18 protein-coding genes and 1 tRNA gene are annotated in these 18,293 nt (G+C 56.7%); 12 read left to right on the top strand and 7 right to left on the bottom strand.

Annotated features, from left to right (window positions below):
* Positions 1-8: 8 nt before the first annotated feature.
* Complete coding sequence (locus KSS91_RS12610; protein ID WP_217838169.1) at positions 9-362, bottom strand: hypothetical protein; 354 nt, start codon at positions 360-362, stop codon at positions 9-11.
* A gap of 442 nt (positions 363-804) precedes the next feature.
* Here KSS91_RS12610 and KSS91_RS12615 point away from each other — a divergent pair, with 442 nt between their 5' ends.
* The 4 genes from KSS91_RS12615 (at position 805) to KSS91_RS12630 (ending at position 5,432) form a co-directional block, all read left to right on the top strand.
* A complete protein-coding gene (locus KSS91_RS12615; RefSeq protein WP_217838170.1) occupies positions 805-1,863 on the top strand; it encodes a DNA-processing protein DprA in 1,059 nt (352 codons plus the stop codon).
* A gap of 17 nt (positions 1,864-1,880) precedes the next feature.
* Complete coding sequence (locus KSS91_RS12620) at positions 1,881-3,020, top strand: hypothetical protein (protein ID WP_217838171.1); 1,140 nt, start codon at positions 1,881-1,883, stop codon at positions 3,018-3,020.
* A 532-nt stretch (positions 3,021-3,552) separates the two neighbouring features.
* Positions 3,553-4,248: a hypothetical protein gene (locus KSS91_RS12625; protein WP_217838172.1), complete on the top strand. Its 696-nt coding sequence runs from the start codon at positions 3,553-3,555 to the stop codon at positions 4,246-4,248.
* Entirely contained in the window at positions 4,245-5,432 is a 1,188-nt protein-coding gene (locus tag KSS91_RS12630; protein ID WP_217838173.1) for a helix-turn-helix domain-containing protein, read from the top strand. Before KSS91_RS12625 ends, KSS91_RS12630 begins: the two co-directional genes overlap by 4 nt.
* A 128-nt stretch (positions 5,433-5,560) precedes the next feature.
* On the opposite strand, the gene KSS91_RS12635 is transcribed toward KSS91_RS12630, so the two are convergent.
* Together KSS91_RS12635 and KSS91_RS12640 are read right to left on the bottom strand one after the other, a co-directional pair.
* Positions 5,561-5,770, bottom strand: coding sequence for a hypothetical protein (locus KSS91_RS12635; protein WP_217838174.1), 210 nt, complete (start codon positions 5,768-5,770; stop codon positions 5,561-5,563).
* A gap of 203 nt (positions 5,771-5,973) precedes the next feature.
* Positions 5,974-6,061, bottom strand: a tRNA-Ser gene (locus tag KSS91_RS12640).
* Between the two features lie 123 nt (positions 6,062-6,184).
* Here KSS91_RS12640 and KSS91_RS12645 point away from each other — a divergent pair.
* Positions 6,185-6,856: a Bax inhibitor-1/YccA family protein gene (locus tag KSS91_RS12645; protein WP_015094846.1), complete on the top strand. Its 672-nt coding sequence runs from the start codon at positions 6,185-6,187 to the stop codon at positions 6,854-6,856.
* Positions 6,857-6,916: 60 nt separating this feature from the next.
* On the opposite strand, the gene KSS91_RS12650 is transcribed toward KSS91_RS12645, so the two are convergent.
* Together KSS91_RS12650 and KSS91_RS12655 are read right to left on the bottom strand one after the other, a co-directional pair.
* Positions 6,917-7,246: a YceK/YidQ family lipoprotein gene (locus tag KSS91_RS12650; protein ID WP_217838175.1), complete on the bottom strand. Its 330-nt coding sequence runs from the start codon at positions 7,244-7,246 to the stop codon at positions 6,917-6,919.
* Positions 7,247-7,302: 56 nt separating this feature from the next.
* A complete protein-coding gene (locus tag KSS91_RS12655; RefSeq protein ID WP_095966836.1) occupies positions 7,303-7,740 on the bottom strand; it encodes an Lrp/AsnC family transcriptional regulator in 438 nt (145 codons plus the stop codon).
* A gap of 136 nt (positions 7,741-7,876) precedes the next feature.
* Here KSS91_RS12655 and KSS91_RS12660 point away from each other — a divergent pair, with 136 nt between their 5' ends.
* Complete coding sequence (locus KSS91_RS12660) at positions 7,877-8,770, top strand: DMT family transporter (RefSeq protein WP_015094849.1); 894 nt, start codon at positions 7,877-7,879, stop codon at positions 8,768-8,770.
* Positions 8,771-8,785: 15 nt separating this feature from the next.
* Here the strand turns inward: KSS91_RS12660 and KSS91_RS12665 are convergent, their stop codons facing one another.
* The gene (locus KSS91_RS12665) at positions 8,786-9,826 is read right to left on the bottom strand and encodes an FUSC family protein (RefSeq protein WP_217838398.1); all 1,041 of its coding nucleotides are present in this window, start codon (positions 9,824-9,826) and stop codon (positions 8,786-8,788) included.
* Positions 9,827-9,870: 44 nt separating this feature from the next.
* A complete protein-coding gene (locus tag KSS91_RS12670) occupies positions 9,871-11,496 on the bottom strand; it encodes an NADP-dependent glyceraldehyde-3-phosphate dehydrogenase (protein ID WP_217838176.1) in 1,626 nt (541 codons plus the stop codon).
* Between the two features lie 279 nt (positions 11,497-11,775).
* Between KSS91_RS12670 and KSS91_RS12675 the strand changes: the two genes are divergently transcribed.
* The 6 genes from KSS91_RS12675 (at position 11,776) to KSS91_RS12700 (ending at position 18,268) form a co-directional block, all read left to right on the top strand.
* Positions 11,776-12,663 carry a Dyp-type peroxidase gene (locus KSS91_RS12675; RefSeq protein WP_217838177.1) on the top strand — a complete coding sequence of 296 codons (888 nt, stop codon included), beginning with the start codon at positions 11,776-11,778 and terminating at the stop codon, positions 12,661-12,663.
* Positions 12,664-12,679: 16 nt separating this feature from the next.
* Positions 12,680-13,648 (top strand): Gfo/Idh/MocA family protein, encoded by a 969-nt coding sequence (locus KSS91_RS12680; RefSeq protein WP_217838178.1) that lies wholly within the window; start codon positions 12,680-12,682, stop codon positions 13,646-13,648.
* 220 nt (positions 13,649-13,868) lie between these two features.
* Positions 13,869-14,621, top strand: coding sequence for a GntR family transcriptional regulator (locus tag KSS91_RS12685; protein ID WP_217838179.1), 753 nt, complete (start codon positions 13,869-13,871; stop codon positions 14,619-14,621).
* Positions 14,618-16,348, top strand: a complete 1,731-nt coding sequence (locus tag KSS91_RS12690; RefSeq protein WP_007973338.1) for a fumarate reductase/succinate dehydrogenase flavoprotein subunit — start codon at positions 14,618-14,620, stop codon at positions 16,346-16,348. Before KSS91_RS12685 ends, KSS91_RS12690 begins: the two co-directional genes overlap by 4 nt.
* 26 nt (positions 16,349-16,374) lie before the next feature.
* On the top strand, positions 16,375-16,620 hold the full coding sequence (locus KSS91_RS12695) for a 4Fe-4S dicluster domain-containing protein (RefSeq protein WP_003180418.1): 246 nt from the start codon (positions 16,375-16,377) through the stop codon (positions 16,618-16,620).
* Positions 16,621-16,861: 241 nt separating this feature from the next.
* A complete protein-coding gene (locus KSS91_RS12700; RefSeq protein ID WP_217838180.1) occupies positions 16,862-18,268 on the top strand; it encodes an ABC transporter substrate-binding protein in 1,407 nt (468 codons plus the stop codon).
* Positions 18,269-18,293: the final 25 nt, after the last annotated feature.

Raw genomic sequence — 18,293 nt, forward strand, 5'->3', positions numbered from 1 at the left:
TTTAAAAATTAATCCCAGTCGTCAATTACCTTAGTGCTAAAGCCCTGTTTTTCTAATTCTGTCACAGTGAAATTTACTGCGATCCGCATCGCGTCACGAGTGGGATTCTGAGTTAAGTAAAAAATTTTCGATTCGTCACCTTCAATCGTACTACCGGTTTCTAGGTGGGCAGTCAGCGGTTCTTTGCTAGAAAATAGCTCTATCGCTGATTGTATGTCCGTTTGAACGTCACCCTTAGCAAAGAGTACCAAGTCGTGGCCATCGTCATAAATTTCGATTGTGACCTTTCGAGTACTACCTTCAAGTTTTAGCTCTGCATTGAGAGTAAGAGTGTCGATGCAGTGCTCAGTGTTTTTATCCATTTAAACCTCAGGTGTGGAGGGCAGGTGATCGACTTGATTGTCCTCTCCTGGCCAATGTGTACCATATGGGACTGTGTTAAACCAGTCACAGTTGATTCCTTGACTTACCAGCTACTAATAGCAGCTGAAAGCCCAAGAGTCGAGGCGTAACGGATTCAGTAAGGTGCGTCTTTTTGTGGGCTCGCCGGGCTCAGCGTGTTGAGGTTAGGTCCATGTCAGGCTCGCATTTCAGTCTCTACTTAATGCCTGTAATCGTGGGTCTATGAGGCCGTTGCGCTGGTTTGACTAGGACGGGCGATTTAAAATGCACATGAACATTGACGTAAGCGGCAGGCGGCCTGAGACTATCAGATGCATACGAGTGGGCACTGAGATGGATGCACCGACATTTGCAGGAGCCAAATGGACGACGGCCAGCAAGATTCTACAAGGCACCGAATAGATGGATGACAGAGGTTTCTGGCGGCACGAAAAAATCGCGTTCTTGGCGCTAACTACTTTGAAGGGAGTGGGCTTTCGTACCCTACATAAAATCGCCGCCAGCGACGAAGGTTTCAATCATACCCTTCGCAACCCGTCAGCCTCCAGCCTGGAGAGAGTGATTCGTGACGCTGGTTTTTCGGACCTGGAAGGCCAGCAGCGACTGTGGGAGTTAGGGATTGAGGAGGCCAGAAAGCTCGCAGCCATGGGGATTGTGTTGCTCTTCAATGGTGAGGCGACCTTTCCTCGAAAGCTTAAGGAAATTTCTGACGCCCCTTATTGGCTATTTATTCAAGGTAGCATTGAGAACCTCAAGCAATCTGCCGCCTCAATCGTTGGGACACGTAAACCCTCCGCTGACGGAATTTTTTTGACAAAATATATGGTCGCTGCGTTAGCGAAATCGAAAATTGTAACTGTAAGCGGCCTCGCGGTTGGTATTGATCAAACGGCCCACCTAGAATCCCTGCGGTATGGCCTTCCAACAGTGGCCGTATTAGGTACTGGAATCCTTGAAAATTACCCTAGAGGTTCTGAGGGGTTAAGAGCAGAAATTATCGCGAAAGGGGGGACCGTTCTGAGCGAGTATCTTCCTTGCGAGTCTTATAGTAGTGAGAACTTCGTTAGACGCAACAGGTTGCAAGCAGGGCTTGGTGATGTTCTTTTCCCAACAGAGTGGAAGATCAAGAGTGGAACAGCCCATACCGTAAAATTTGCGCATAAATATGGAAAGAAAATTGTAAACTTGTATTTGCCTGCAACTCAGGAAATTCGTCCGGAACTCGCTTTCGCACGAGATACCTATGGAGCAGTTTCGCTGGAGGTTCCAAGCGAAACTGGACTTTTGCTCCAGATGATCGCTGAATTATCGTTTACTCTATTAAATGGTCCAAGAGAATTTTCGGAGTCTCAAACTCCTATTTTGAAATCCGAGTCAGTCAGTCACGAACCCATTTCTGTCTCGGATGATGAGCTCATCAATCCAGATATGCCTAAAACCCCACAGATGCCCTTATTTTAATAAGGGGAGGAGAATGGATGCTCGCTCTACTTACTTCGCCTTATGCGCTGATTACCAATGGGGCCGTAAACCCAGCGGGGATTCAGACGTTGAAGAACATATGCGGGACTGGGACCTTTGTAGGTTTGACATCGAATCAGGCCAAACCCGGTTGGTTTGATCAAGCCTTTGCAGGGTCTGGTGTCCAGTTCATAAAAACAGATACTAGGCAGAATGGCGGGGTCGTTCGAGATCTCGCCCAGCAGCTTAATATTGCTACCTTTGACGTATTAGTACTAGCCGTGAAAAGCGAAGACATGCAAATGGCCAAGAATGGGCGAGCGTTGCTAATTGCGGCGGGCTGGATCACGGATAGGGTTGTCCGAAACCTTGGAATATCCATTGCATCTGGAGCTGAGTTGTATGAGCTTCTGAAAATTGCAGGAGGGTGGGACGGCCACTGGTGGTTTGAGGGGCGCGGACAAAACTACAATGCAAACGCGTTGGCAGATCTATCAGGGTACGGTAATAATATTACCCAGACTCAGCAAGCATTTGCTAGCAAGTTAACTCAGACTGTAAAAAATGGTGGCACTCATATCACTGCTTTGCTTTTAGCGACGGCCAGGTCTTTTCTTATCGATGGGATATACGAAACCCAACAGCTTTGCTGGGGCGTGTATCCGTCATCCAAGAGTCAAAACAATGATACGGAGGTGCTTAGTGATTTCACACATAGGCTCCGCACGACCGTATCGCAGGCGCATTTTTGCAAAAGAAACGAACCTCTCTTCATCCGACATACACATTCTGACAAGCGGTCTGCTAATCGAAATGCCGATAGAACCGATCCGAAAAATCAGGTCGAGACACTTCATCTGAACCCTGAGTATAAGGGGAAGCTTCGAGGTCGGAACGTTATTGTAGTCGACGACTGCACTACGCACGGGCTTTCATTTGGAGTGGCAGCAGCATTTCTCCGGGCTGCTGGAGCTGCATCAGTGAAAGGTGTGGCGCTTGGGAAATTTGGCAACACTTTAAAGTACTTCGATATTGAAATCACCGCTGATCCATTCAGTCCTGTTAATTGTAACGGATACGTCATGCACTCCCACTCGCAGTTTTTAGGTACCAATGATTTAAGAGCCCAGAAAACGCTGATAAGTCTGGTGATGTAGGTACCTCGAAAAAGTATGAGAAAATATCGTATTCGATTCACGTGAATGCTCATACCAACAGCTGTTGCGTGGCTCGCGAACTGGCTAGCGATTTTATGCCAGTCGCGTGTGTAGACTTTTTAGATGTTCCTATAAGGGTCCAGAGCTAAATCCTATGGGGCACTAAGAAAAGCGCAGCAGGTAACAAAAAGCCCGCTCAGCGGCAGGCGTTCTGTACGGCGTCAAATTCTGTTGTCTGTTCAATCTGCGCTCCATTCTGTGAGCGTTTCGTGAAAAGCTTGTCGTAGATACGAAAAAGCCCAGCACATTGGTTGGGCTCTCTGTAGGTGGGTCAAATCCCTTTGGCTGATCTCATTGTGCTTGGTCGGTGTGACGAAGACATGAGAGGGAATTCGACAAGCCTGGCGCTGAGTCGGGCCCCTCTCGCCGGTACGAAATTTTGGATGACGACTTGTCGCTGCGTTGGGGCATGCTATGATCGCTTAACGGTGAAAAAAACACAAAAATCCAGATTGCGGGAATCGATCAAAATATGAGCAAGATTGATATTCAGGAAGAAGTTGAAAGCTTGTTGGTAGCTCACTTCCCGAGAGATTTTTGGGTGAGGGCTCTGGACGATCTACATGCGGCATATGGTATGGCTTATGACACCATGACCGCACGCTTGCAGCTTCATAAGCATGAGCTTGTTAGAGCTCTGCCTCAGGCTCGGCACTACAAGCTTAGCTCGACTATGCGAACCATTGCTGAGTCGTCAGGCCTCGAAGTGCTAGATCTAAAGGCAGATAACTCGGGTGAAAACTACGTTGTACTACGATCCGGACCTCTTCAACTTGGTCGAATTGGCGTGAATCAAGGTAGCTCCTTGCCTAGAGGTGCCAAGCATCGAGCTTTGATTGCCGCATTAAATGCAAGGCTGGAGGGAGTGACGCACGACTTGTTTTCTCCAACTGTGCATATGCTTCCTTCAAGTACGCTTGGTTTGCTTTTGGTCAACGTTAATCCTAAACAGAATCTCGATCAAGATCGAATGATAGATCTTCAAGTTGGCGTTCCTTATAGCGATCTATCAGGGTGGCACTATCTTCAGCCATGCTCGAAAGTCCTTATGAAATATTCCGAGATCTCGGCTGTAGAAGAGTCAGTCGCTCCGACAGATAAGGCGGTAATTAGATTGAAAGAAGTTATTAGTGAAATCGAAGCATCGGAATCCAGAGATAAGTTATGAGAGTAGGTGTTTCGGGCTTTGTCCCTGCTCGCCTCACCCAGGCGCGAGTACTGGCGTCATTGACTAGGCTTGATTTGAGCGAGCGCATTGGAAAATCATCTTCTTCTATTTCTCGATGGGAGAAAGGTGAGAGCGCTCCCGAGTCAGAGGCTCTCGAAAGCATCTCTTTTGTCCTCGGTTTTCCAGTAGCCTGGTTTACTCGCCCGATCTCAAGTAAACCGCTATCGCCCGTTTTCTATAGAACATTGGCTAGTACGAGCAGCGATCTGCGCGGAAAAGCAGGTACAAAGATGGATTGGCTGCAGGAAATTGCAGGGTATCTTTCTACTTGGCTAGATTGGCCAGATTTGAATTTACCTACCCATGATATCACCGATCATCGAGAGCTTGATTTTCCGGAAATAGCGAGGACTGCATTAAAGTGCCGGGAGATGTGGGGGCTTGGTCTGGGCCCAATCACCGATCTTTCCATGGCAGCGGAGGGGGCGGGGATAATTTGTGCGCACGTCCAACAAGGTAATACAAAAATGGACGGACTATCCCAGTGGGACGAGTCCCAAAAAAGACCATTTATTTTGCTTTCGAATGACAAAAGTAATTACTATCGCTCTAGATTCGATCTTGCGCATGAGATAGGTCATGTGGTTCTTCACAAGAGTATCAAAACATTTGATATTTTGCATCTCAAAGAAATTGAAAGGCAGGCAAACTATTTTGCGAGCTCTTTGTTACTTCCTGAGGAGCTTCTGTCTGTAGAACTTCCAAGATATCCATCGTTAGAAAATTTGCTTTCATTGAAGCGACGCTGGAAAGTTTCTGTTGCGGCAATCATTTACAGAGCTGAAAAGTTGTTGTTGATTGGCGAGCAAGAGGCTTTAAGGCTTAGGAAGAGCTACTCCGCTCGTGGATGGATGAAGGGGGAACCGCTCGACAACGACTCTCAGCTAGAGAACGTTCGATTAATGCCGAGGGCTATAAATGCACTTCTAGAGGCGAAAATAAAAACAAAGGCTTCAATAGTTCGCGATCTGATGATGCCTGTAAGGGATGTTGAGCAGCTTTGTGGCCTGACTGATGGTTTTCTCGCCTTCCAGCCAAGTGTAATTAACAATCCTCTTCCTAAACTTAAGAGTGCCCAAGAAGTTTCTCGCTCTAATATATTCGAATTCAAAAAGAAAGATTAATTATCTGTCTCGGGGTTGGGGTGCTTGTTGCGCCTCAACTCAAATACGCGAGCTAATATAGAAGTGCAGCATTCTCCATAGTATGCCCCGTATATTTCTTTCCGCCTTCACCTCATCAGCGATTGCAGTCACTCCGGGGCCATCAGCACGGCGAGCGACATCTTGATGAACTCTTCATTCCGGTCGATCGTGACCAGTGCGCCGCGCACGTTTGCGGCGACATCTGCCGAACCGCGTTGCTCGACCCATAGGGTGAGCTCCATGATGGCAGCCTCTAGGGCGAGCTGATTTTCGTTGATCTTGAAGAGCAGGGAAGGGAGCAGGTCTGAATTTGGCATCGCGAATCCTCGGCTATGAGGTCAGCGTAGCAGCCTGTTACATGAAGGATATTAACGATCGACAGGACGCTGGAGGAGGGGGAAAGCCGGAAAGTTTTGTAACGGTTACCGAATAGTTTTGTAACGGCTCTGAAAAGCAGCACCGATTCCCAAACCCCAGAAACGACAAAGCCCTGAATAATCAGGGCTTTGTCGTATAAAGATGGCGGAGGCGATGGGATTCGAACTCATGGACCTGTTACAGTCGACGGTTTTCAAGACCGTTGCCTTAAACCACTCGGCCACACCTCCGTTTGCGTTGCGGGCGCCATAATACCTGAATGAAACACACTGTCAAACTCTCTGCATAGCTAGTTACAGAGTGTCTGTTATGATCTTTGCGACTGAACGTTTCAAACCAACAGGAGTGTCGCCATGCGCGAACAGGATTACGCAGTTAATAACAGCGTGCAGGCTGAGCAGCTAGAGGTTAGCCGCGTCCTGCGCAACACATACGGCTTGCTCGCCCTGACCCTCGCATTCAGTGGTGTGATGGCTTACGTTGCCCAGCAGATGCGTGTTGGCTACCCGAATATCTTCGTGGTGCTGATCGGCTTCTACGGCCTTTTCTTCCTCACCAACAAACTCCGTGATTCCGCCTGGGGCCTGGTGTCGGCATTTGCCCTGACCGGTTTCATGGGTTTCCTGCTTGGTCCGATCCTCAACCGTTACCTGGGTATGCAGGGCGGCGCTGAAGTGGTCAGCTCGGCCTTCGCGATGACCGCGCTGGTGTTCGGCGGCCTGTCGGCCTATGTGCTGATTACCCGCAAGGACATGAGCTTCCTCGGCGGTTTCATCACGGCAGGCTTCTTTGTGCTGCTGGGTGCGACGCTGGCGAGCCTGTTCTTCCAGATCAGCGGCCTGCAACTGGCGATCAGCGCAGGTTTCGTGCTGTTCTCTTCGGTCTGCATTCTGTTCCAGACCAGCGCCATCATTCACGGCGGCGAGCGCAACTACATCATGGCCACCATCAGCCTGTATGTATCGATCTACAACCTGTTCGTCAGCCTGTTGCAGCTGTTCGGCATCATGAGCCGTGATGACTGATCGTCGGCCTTGAAGTAAAAAACCCGCTCAGGCGGGTTTTTTATTGCCTGGAATCCAGGGTTATTCCGTAATGACAATGCTGCCGTCAGCTTGCTGGCGGTAGATGGTGTAGGGCAGCAGCAAGGTATCCATCGCGCCGGACACGACCGCATCGAGTAACACGATGGCGGGGGCGGGGCCATGTACCTGCGCATCCCGACCGTTTTCGAGGGGCGCGTTCAGCATGCAAAAGTCGTAGGTCACGCCGCTGTAGATTCGCGGTACCGCGCCGCAGTAACTCTTTTGTTCCTTGAGACTTTTCGACGCTACTTCATCACTGCGCACAACCGTCTGAATCGTGCCGCAACCCGCAAGCATCATAGCCACCAGTAGCATTGCCTGAGTTTTCATACCGTCAATCCTTCGCCGGAAACCATCAATCTACTGCAGCCTGAAACAAATATCACTCACGCCATGGGCGGTAACCGGCGCTTGACCGGGGTTTTCTTGACGATGGCCGTGTTGGTTTCAGCGTGGGTGTTGAGGCGGTCGAGCAGGGTGTCCAGTTGCTCCATCGAGCGCACGTGCAGGCGTGCGATGAAACAGTCGTCGCCGGTCACCTTGTCGCACTCGGTGAATTCGGCAATGGCCATGATTTGCCGTTCCACCTCTTGCAACTGGCCCGGCAACGGGCGAATACGCACGATGGCCTGGAGTTGATAGCCGAAGCTTTTCGGGTCGATTTCAACGGTGTAGCCCTTGAGCACACCGCGCTCTTCCAGGCGGCGCAGGCGCTCGGCGACGCTGGGGGAGGACAGGCCGCTGATTTGCGCCAGGGCCTTGAGCGAGCGTCGCGAGTCTTGCATCAGGGCCGTGATCAGCACTTGGTCGATGTCATCGGTCATGGCGAAACCCTCTGTTAGGCATTTTTTCAAAACCGCCTTTATAAAAAAGGCAGATTCAGAGTTTAGCCTGCTTTCTGCTATGGAGTAGCCCCCGGCTGCATTGGCATACTTTGGCCACAAACACAGGAGTCTGATGATGGACAAAACCCTACGCCGCGGTTCGTTTGAAATGACGGCCGCCATGCTGATCTCCGGCACCATCGGTTGGTTCGTGCTGGTGTCCGGGCAACCGGTGCTGGATGTGGTGTTCTGGCGCTGCCTGTTCGGTGCCGGCACCTTACTGTTGATTTGCGCCGCCTTCGGCTTTCTGCGCCCTGGCATTCTGACCCGCACCACGTTTTTGCTTGCGGTGCTCAGCGGGGTGGCGATCGTCGGTAACTGGGTGTTGTTGTTCGCGTCCTATTCCCGGGCGTCGATTGCCATCGGCACCGCCGTCTATAACGTTCAGCCGTTCATGCTGGTCGGGCTGGCGGCGCTGTTTCTCAACGAAAAGATCACCGCGCAGAAAATGCTCTGGCTGGGTGTGTCGTTTCTCGGGATGCTGGCCATCGTCAGTGCCCATGGCAGCCAGGGCGAGAGCGGCAGCGATTACCTGACGGGCATTGCCCTGGCGTTGGGCGCGGCGTTTCTCTATGCGATTGCTGCGCTGATCATCAAGCGTTTGACGGGTACGCCACCGCACCTGATTGCGCTGATCCAGGTCAGCACCGGCGTGTTGTTGCTCGCGCCATTGGCGAATCTTTCGACACTGCCGCAGGCGCCAAGCGCATGGGCCAGCCTGGTGACACTGGGCATGGTGCACACTGGTGTGATGTATGTGTTGCTGTACGGCGCCATTCAAAAACTGCCGACTGCGCTGACGGGGGCGCTGTCCTTCATCTACCCGATTGCGGCGATTTTCGTCGACTGGTTTGCCTTCGGCCATCGCCTGGAGCCGCTGCAGTGGATCGGCGTCGCGGCGATTCTGCTGGCCGCTGCCGGTATGCAGCAAGGCTGGTCACTCAAGTTTCGGCGCACGGTGACGCCGTAACCCATCTCGCCGGCGTCAGATGTTCCAGCGCGGCGCGTTCCTGGCCAGGCGCTGGCGCATCTCGCCGATGTTGGCAGCCAGTTGTTGGGTCAGCAGGCGATAGCCGTCCAGTGTGTTGTAGACCGGTGCATCGAGACTGATCAGCGGCACCTCCATGGGCCGATCGAGGCGCTGGGCGGCGCCTGATTTCAACGCCCGGGCCATGCCGATCAATTGCACGCGAATCTGCCGATGCTCTGCTTTCAATGCCGTTTGCAGGAGCGTCATCGCCTCGGGGTCATTGGCATCGGGTCGGGTATTGCCAAGGATTTCCAGGGTGCTGACGCACATGCGCAGGTTGCGCTGGATGGCATCGAGCTCGGTCATGGAAATCTTCACTTCCTTGGACACCGACGGCATCAGTGAGCGCAGTTGCACCATCGCCGCATTCAGGCGCGTCATGAGCTTGAGGTGTTCGTCGGCGGTGATGGCCTGGCCGTCAATGATGCGCCCGTAGACTTTCGCGCAATCACGCAGCGCATCGGCCAGGTTGTAGCGCCAGGAATACACCGCATACAGGGGCAGGGCGAAGGAAAACGCCAGGGCCAGGGCAATGCCGATCAGGATATCCACCCCGCGCCACAAGCCATCGGTGACCGGGTTGTCGCCATGCCCCGCGACGATGAACACGGTAATCGCCGACAGCAGCGCGGTGTAGCCGCCCTTGCCGATGGCGTGATACGAGAAGAACCCGCAGACCACCGACATCGCGAAATAGGTCAGCCAGGGCATTCCTAGCCAGGCCTGTTGTAGCACCAGCGCCAGGCCGACACCGGCGCCGATCAGGGTGCCAATGGCGCGCTCGGCGGCTTTCTTGCCGATGTTGCCGTGGTGCTGCAAGCCGCCGATCACCACCAGCATGGTCACCGACGCCCATTCGCCGTGGGGCAGTTTGATCCCGGTGGTCAGCAGGATCGTCGCCAGCAAGCCGAGTGACACCCGCACCGCATGGATCACCCGGGCGTGGCGGTAGCGCCGGTACGGGTCCAGCAACGGACGCAGCAATCGGCGCAGCAGCGGTGGCAGTCGATCGGCTCTGGATGTACTCAGGCTGGCTCTCCTCAGAAGATGTAGTCGGTGGTCAGGAAGCTCGAACTGCGACCACTGATGATCTCGCTGATCAGGTCCTTGTTGGTCTCCTGGAACTTGGTGGCCACCAGCGTGCGGATCGAAAACACCCGCAGTGCGTCATGCACCGACAGGGTGCCTTCGGCCGAGTTCTTGCGACCATTGAAGGGGTAGGTGTCCGGTCCGCGCTGGCATTGGGCATTGAGGTTGATGCGCCCGACCTGGTTGGCAAAGGTGTCTACCAGCCGGCCGACCGCCACCGGATTGGTGCCGAAGATGCTCAACTGCTGGCCGAAATCCGACTCCAGCACGTAGTCGATCACGGTATCCAGGTGGCGGTACGGCACGATGGGGATGACCGGGCCGAACTGTTCTTCCTGGTAAACCCGCATCTGCGGCGTAACCGGGTACAGCACCGCCGGGTAGAAGAACGACGCACGGGCCTCGCCGCCGTTGGGGTTGACCACCCTGGCGCCTTTGCTCTCGGCATCCGCCACCAGTGCATGCAGATAGTCGACCTTGCCCGATTCCGGCAGGGGCGTCAGGGCTACGCCACTTTCCCAGGGCATGCCGGGCTTGAGGTTGGCGAGCCTGGCATTGAATTTGTCGATAAAGGACTCGACCACGTCTTCGTGGACAAACAGGATCTTCAGGGCGGTGCAGCGCTGGCCATTGAAGGACAGCGAACCGGTCACCGCTTCACTGACCGCATTGTCCAGATCCACTTCCGGCAGGACGATGCCCGGGTTCTTCGCATCCAGGCCCAGCGCCGCGCGCAAGCGGTGGGGCTTGGGGTGGAGTTTTTTCAGGTCGCTGGCGGCCTTGTTGGTGCCGATGAAGGCAAAGATGTCGATCTTGCCGCTGGCCATCAGCGCACTGACCGTCTCGCGGCCGCTGCCATAGATGACGTTGATCACCCCGGCCGGGAAGCTGCCGCGGAAGGCTTCCAGCAACGGGCGAATCAGCAGCACGCCGAGTTTCGCCGGTTTGAACACCACGGTGTTGCCCATGATCAGCGCCGGGATCAGCGTGGTGAAGGTTTCGTTCAACGGATAGTTGTAAGGCCCCATGCACAGGGCGACGCCCAGCGGCACGCGGCGGATCTGGCCGAGGGTGTCCTGTTCCAGTTCAAAACGGCTGGAGCGGCGATCGAGCTCTTTGAGCGCGTTGATGGTGTCGACGATGTAGTCGCAGGTGCGGTCGAACTCCTTTTCCGAGTCCTTGAGGTTCTTGCCGATTTCCCACATCAGCAGCTTGACCACGGCGTCGCGCTGCTCGCGCATGCGTCCGAGGAAGGTTTCGACGTGCTGGATGCGCTCGGCCACGCGCATGGTCGGCCACAATCCCTGGCCGCGGTCGTAGGCGCGCACGGCAGCGTCGAGGGCGGTCAATGCGGTGTCGGCATCGAGCAGCGGCGTGCTGCCAAGGATCACTTGCTCGTCACCGTTGGCACCGGTCAAGTACACCGGGCTGCGGACCTGGGCCAGTGGCCCGTTCCAGGTTCTCAGGACGCCATCGACCAGGTACTCACGCTGTTCGGTCTGGCCTTCAAGGCGATACTTTTCCGGGACGTCGGCGGGGCTCGGGAACAGGTTCTGGAGAATATTGGCTGTGGTCATGTCGTTACCCCTCTGGATTGGGTGATGCACTGATGAATCGTTTTAGCAGACCTCAGCAACCCTTGTCATGACTCATCTCAGCGTTTTGCCGTTCGCGGGTTTATCGGTGCCCTGCGTCATGGCCTCAGAAGTGCCCCTTGTTGGCCCCCTCGCCACAGAAGCCACTTGCCATATTAGTCCACTTACCACCGAAGCCCCTTTGCCACAGGTTCCTGGCCTCCGACGGCACACAAAACCTCACACACCGGTTAAACTCCATGCTCTTTTCAAGGAGTTCATATGAGTCATTACCAGCCGGGCATTCTCGCCACCCCCGTTCCACCTCAAGCCCGCCATATGTTCTTCGCGCTCGAATCCGCCGCTGCACTGCCGGCTGCGCTCGATAACCTGCAAGGGCTGGTGGACGGCAAGTCGGTGGTGGCCGGCTTCGGCGAGTCCCTGGTCAAGGCGCTGGACGGGCAGATCGACGGTCTGCGGCCGTTCCCGGCGCTGACGGGCGTCGGCGTCGACAATCCGTCGACCCAACACGCGCTCTGGTGCTGGCTGCACGGTGAGGACCGTGGCGAGTTGCTCAACCGCAGCAACGCCATCACAGCGGCACTGGCCCCGGCGTTGCGCCTGGTGCAGATGAACGAAACCTTCCGCCACATGACCGGCCATGACCTGACCGGCTACGAAGATGGCACCGAAAACCCCCACGACGAAGCCGCAGTGGCTGCTGCACTGGTGGCTGAAGGCGCGGACGGCCTGGTGGGTGGCAGCTTCGCCGCGATCCAGCAGTGGCAGCATGACTTGAAAGGTTTCCATGGGCTGTCGGCGGATGAGAAAGACAACATCATGGGCCGCCGCCTGAGCGATAACGAAGAGATCGACGATGCGCCGGTTTCCGCCCACGTCAAACGCACCGCCCAGGAAAGTTTTGCGCCCGAGGCCTTCGTGGTGCGCCGCTCGATGCCGTGGATCGAAGGTGACCGTGCCGGCCTGATGTTCCTGGCCTTCGGTTTCTCCCTCGACGCCTTCGAAGCCCAGCTGCGCCGCATGAGTGGCCTGGAAGACGGCATCACCGACGGCCTGTACCGCATCAGCCGTCCGGTCACCGGTGGCTACTACTGGTGCCCGCCGCTCAAGGACGGTCGACTGGACCTGCGCGCATTGCGTATCGACTGAACGGCAAGGAGAGCCTATGAACCTGGTGCGCTGGGGCATGATCGGTTGTGGCAGTGTCGCTGAACGCAAAAGCGCACCGGCCTTCTACAAGGCGCCCGGATCGGCGCTGGTGGCGGTGATGGGGCGGCGCCTGGAAGCCGTCACCGACTACGCCGCGCGCCACGGCATCGCGAGGGTTTATACCGATGCGCAAGCGTTGATCAACGATCCCGAGGTCGACGCCGTATACATCGCCACACCGCCCGACAGTCATCACGCCTATGCCTTGCAGGTGGCCGCCGCCGGCAAGCATTGCTGCGTCGAGAAACCGATGGCGCTCAACGCCGGACAAAGTCGCGAGATGCAACAGGTGTTTGCCGATGCCGGGTTGCATCTGTTCGTGTCCTATTACCGGCGTTCGCTGCCACGCTTCCGGCAAGTGCGGCAATGGCTGGAGGAGGGGCGGATCGGCGAGGTCCGGCACTTGAGCTGGACCCTCACCAAAGCCCCGTCGGCAGCGGATCTGGGTGGCGCGAACAACTGGCGTACCGATCCGGCGATTGCCGGTGGTGGCTACTTCGCCGATCTGGCCAGCCATGGCCTGGACCTGTTCCAGTACCTGTTCGGCGATATCGTCGAAGTCGCCGGGCTCACTGCACGGCAGGCCGGTTTGTACGCGGCCGAAGATGCCGTCAGCGCCACTTGGCGGTTTGCCAGCGGGGCACTGGGAATGGGCTGCTGGAACTTCGTCGCCGATCGCCGCGAAGACCGGGTCGAAGTGATTGGCAGTCAAGGCCGGATCAGCTTTTCAATGTTCGATGAGCACCCGGTCGAGTTGCACGCCGACGAAAACCTCAGCCTGACCATCGAGCATCACGCGCACATTCAGTGGCACCACGTGTTGGGCATGAATGCGCATATTCGTGGTGAGGCGCAGCATCCGGCGGTAGCCGCAGAGGCGCTGAAGACCGACTGGGTGATGGACCAGATTCTCAAGCGCCACTGATCCTTCAGATCACACGTATCCCCTTGTGGGAGCGGGCTTGCTCGCGAAGAGGGAGTGTCAGTCGACGCCAATGTTGTTTGACACATCGCCTTCGCGAGCAAGCCCGCTCCCACATTTGTTCTTGCGTCGCGCATCTAACCTTATGCGCATTCGGTATTTCTCAAGCGTGTCATAACCTCTCTAAGATCACGTCATAACTCGTTATAACAAGTGATCTGCCATGACCGATAACGTTCTATCCCTGAGCAGCGTCCCGCTGCACACCCAGCTGCGAGACGTGCTGCGCGCCCGCATCCTCGACGGCCAATACCCGCAAGACAGCCAGATGCCTTCCGAAAGCGAGCTTGGCGCCTTGTTCAAGGTCAGCCGCATCACCGTGCGCCAGGCCTTGGGTGACCTGCAAAAGGAAGGGCTGATCTTCAAGATCCACGGCAAGGGCACTTTCGTCGCCAAGCCGAAAACCTTCCAGAACGTCAGCACCCTGCAAGGCCTGGCCGAGTCCATGACCGGTCGTGGCTATGAGGTGATCAACCGCCTGCGCAGCTTCAGGTTCATTGCTGCCGACAAGCTGGTCGCCGAGCGTTTGCAGGTCGACGAAGGCGAGGTCGTGGCGCAGATCAAACGGGTACGCCTGATCAATCGCGAGCCGATTTCCCTGGAAATCACCTACCTGCCCAAGGCTGTTGGCGAGCGTCTGGAAAAGGCCGACCTGGTCACCCGCGACATTTTTCTGATCCTGGAAAACGACTGCGGCCTGGCACTCGGTCACGCTGACCTGGCCATCGATGCGGTACTGGCCGACAGCGACCTGACCCAGGCGCTGAACGTCGAACCCGGCTCGCCGATCATGCGCATCGAGCGTCTGACCCACGACGCCGAAGGCCGGCCGCTGGACTTCGAACACCTTTACTACCGTGGCGATGCCTTCCAGTACCGCCTGCGGATCGACCGACAAAAAGGGGATCAGGCATGACGCGCAGCACGTTGGAGCAGGAATACGACATCGTCGTGATCGGCGGCGGCACCGCCGGCCCGATGGCGGCGATCAAGGCCAAGGAACGCAACCGCGACCTGCGGGTGTTGTTGATCGACAAGGCCAACGTCAAGCGCAGCGGTGCGATCAGCATGGGCATGGACGGCCTGAACAACGCGATCATTCCCGGCCACTCGACACCGGAGCAGTACACCAAGGAAATCACCATCGCCAACGACGGCATCGTCAACCAGGCGGCGGTGTACGCCTATGCCACCCACAGCTTCGAGACGATCGAGCAACTGGACCGCTGGGGCGTGAAGTTCGAGAAGGACGAAACCGGCGACTACGCGGTGAAAAAGGTCCACCACATGGGCGCTTACGTGTTGCCGATGCCGGAGGGGCACGACATCAAGAAAGTCCTGTACCGCCAGTTGAAGCGCGCGCGGGTGAGCATCACCAATCGCCTGGTGTGCACGCGTTTGTTGACGGATGAAGAGGGCGCGGTCAACGGCGTGATGGGGTTCGACTGCCGAACGGCGGACTTCCATGTGATCAAGGCCAAGGCGGTCATCCTCGCCTGCGGCGCCGCCGGACGCCTGGGCCTGCCGTCCTCGGGCTACCTGATGGGCACCTACGAAAACCCGACCAATGCCGGCGACGGCTACTCGATGGCCTACCACGCCGGGGCCGAGCTGGCGAACCTGGAATGCTTCCAGATCAACCCGCTGATCAAGGATTACAACGGCCCGGCCTGCGCCTACGTCACCGGCCCCCTGGGTGGCTACACCGCCAACAACAAGGGCGAGCGCTTCATCGAGTGTGACTACTGGAGCGGGCAGATGATGTGGGAGTTCCATCAGGAGCTGGAGAGCGGCAACGGTCCGGTGTTCCTCAAGCTCGATCACCTGGCCGAGGAAACCATCCAGAATATCGAAGAGATCCTGCACAGCAACGAGCGTCCGAGCCGGGGCCAGTTCCATGCCAATCGCGGTACCGACTACCGCACGCAAATGGTCGAGATGCACATCTCGGAAATCGGTTTTTGCAGCGGGCATTCGGCGTCGGGGGTGTGGGTCAACGAGAAGGCCGAGACCTCGGTCAAGGGCTTGTACTCGGCGGGGGATATGGCGGCGGTGCCGCACAACTACATGCTCGGTGCGTTCACCTATGGCTGGTTTGCCGGCAACAACGCGGCGGATTTTGTCGCCGGTCGCGAGTTTTCCGCGCTGGATGCCGCGCAGATCGAAAGCGAAAAACAGCGGGTCTATGCACCGCTGGACCGCGAACACGGCCTGCCACCGGCCCAGGTCGAGTACAAGCTGCGGCGCTTCGTCAACGACTACCTGCAACCGCCGAAAGTGACAAAGAAGATGCAGATCGGCCTGCAACGCTTCAGCGACATCCAGCGCGATCTCGACCAGATCAAGGCCCACAACGCCCACGAGCTGATGCGCGCCATGGAAGTCAGCATGATCCGCGACTGCGCCGAAATGGCCGCCCGCGCTTCATTGTTCCGCGCCGAAAGCCGCTGGGGGCTTTACCACCATCGCGTCGATCACCCACAACGCAATGACCGCGACTGGTTCTGCCATTGCCACCTGAAGAAGGACGAAAACGGTTTGATGAGCAGTTTCAGGAAAGCCGTCGAGCCTTACATCATCCCGCTGGATGCCGACGAGATGCAGGCCTACGACCGGCTGCGGGTCGGTGCCGATGCGGCTTGATGCCGACAACCAGAGAGAGACCGAACATGGCTTACCAACCCCAGGAAATCTTCTTTCGCTCCAACGCACCGGTCACGGTCGATGAAGACAAATGCATTGCCCACAAAGGCTGCACCGTGTGCGTCGACGTTTGCCCGATGGACCTGCTGGCGATCAACCCGGCCACGCAAAAGGCCTACATGGCGTTCGACGAATGCTGGTACTGCATGCCCTGTGAAAAGGACTGCCCGACCGGGGCGGTGAAAGTGGAGATCCCCTACCTGCTGCGCTGAAATACCGTCCATGTGGGAGCGGGCTTGCTCGCGAAGAGGCCGGCACAGCTGGCATCTCCATTGACTGTACGGACGCATTCGCGAGCAAGCCCGCTCCCACAAGGGATCGTGGACAGTTCAAATAATATTTAAAGCCATCCGGCCACCACCGGACGCTTGCTTTACAAAACCCCTCGTTTCCCACCACGCCCTGATCGTGGCGGAGACGAACATCCAATAAATGATTCGAGGGGAAACACTCATGATGTTGCGTGCAGCTTTGGCCGGTCTGGTACTGGCTTCCTTCACCCAGTCGGCCTCGGCCGAAACCATCCGCATTGCCATCGGCACCCAGGACACCACCATCAACTGCGCCGCCGGTGGCCTGTTGATTCGCGAACTCGGCCTGCTGGACAAATACCTGCCCCACGACGGCCCCTACAAAGACGCCCAATACGAGGTGCAGTGGAAAAACTTCACCAGCGGCGCACCGCTGACCAACGAGATGGTCGCCGGCAAACTCGACTTTGGCGCCATGGCCGATTTCCCTGGTGCGTTCAACGGCGTGGCCTTCGAAACGGCGGGCAAGCACAGTTTGTTCATCAGCGTGTTATCGGGCAGCACCAAGGGCAGTGGCAACGGCATCGTGGTGCCGAGTGCATCGGGCGTGCAGTCGCTGGCCGAACTCAAGGGCAAGACCATTTCCGTGCCGTTCGCTTCCACCGCCCATGGCATGCTGCTGCGCGCCGTCGCGGCCCAGGGCTGGGACCCGCTCAAGGACGTGAACATCATCGCCCAGCCGCCGGAAGTCGCCGGCTCCGCGCTGCAGGCCGGCAAGATCGATGCTCACGCCGACTTCGTACCCTTCGCCGAGCTGTTCCCCAGCCGTGGTTTCGCCCGCAAGATCTATGACGGTTCCCAGGCCGATGCGCCGACCTTCCACGGTGCGCTGGTCGATCAGGCCTATGCGAAAAAGTATCCGGAAATCGTCGTCGCTTACCTGCGGGCGAGCATGGAAGCCAACCAGTTGCTGGCGGCTGAACCGGAGAAATACAGCGAGTTGATCGCCAAGGTCACCGGGGTCGATGCCGAGGTCAACTATCTGTTCCATGGCCCCCTCGGCGTGCAGACCCGCGACCTGAGCTGGAAGCCGGAATACCGTCAGGCCGTGGGAACCGCTATCGATACCCTCAAGCTTTTGAAGAAGGCCGATCGCGGTCTCGATCTCAACACCTTCATCGACGACCAGTACATCCGTGCCGCCTTCAAAGCCTCGAACCTGGACTACAGCGCGCAGCTTGGGAATTACCAGCAGACGCCGCTCAAGGCCGTCGATGCGGCAAGCGGCAAAGCCATCACCGACTTCAGCCATGTGGCGGAAATCTGGGTGCGTGGCGAGCCGAAGGTCCGTCAGTACGCCTCGGCGGAGTCGGCATTTACCGCGCTGACGGCGTTGAAACAGGAAGGCAAGAACATCCGCGCGGTGTACACCCAGGCCAGCGACAGCGGGATCAAGCTGCTGGCGGATCAGGCGTGGTTTGCCACCGACGGGAAAGGGCGGCTAAGCGCGTTCCTGCTTAAAGGCCAGGCCCAACAGTTCGCCACGGCGCAGGGCGGCAAGGTATTCGACTTCACCGATGCCACGACCCAGGCCGTAGCCGCCCGCTAATACCTAGAACGACTCGATCAAATGT

The organism is Pseudomonas azerbaijanorientalis (assembly GCF_019139795.1).
Taxonomy (GTDB): Bacteria; Pseudomonadota; Gammaproteobacteria; order Pseudomonadales; family Pseudomonadaceae; genus Aquipseudomonas; species Aquipseudomonas laurylsulfatiphila.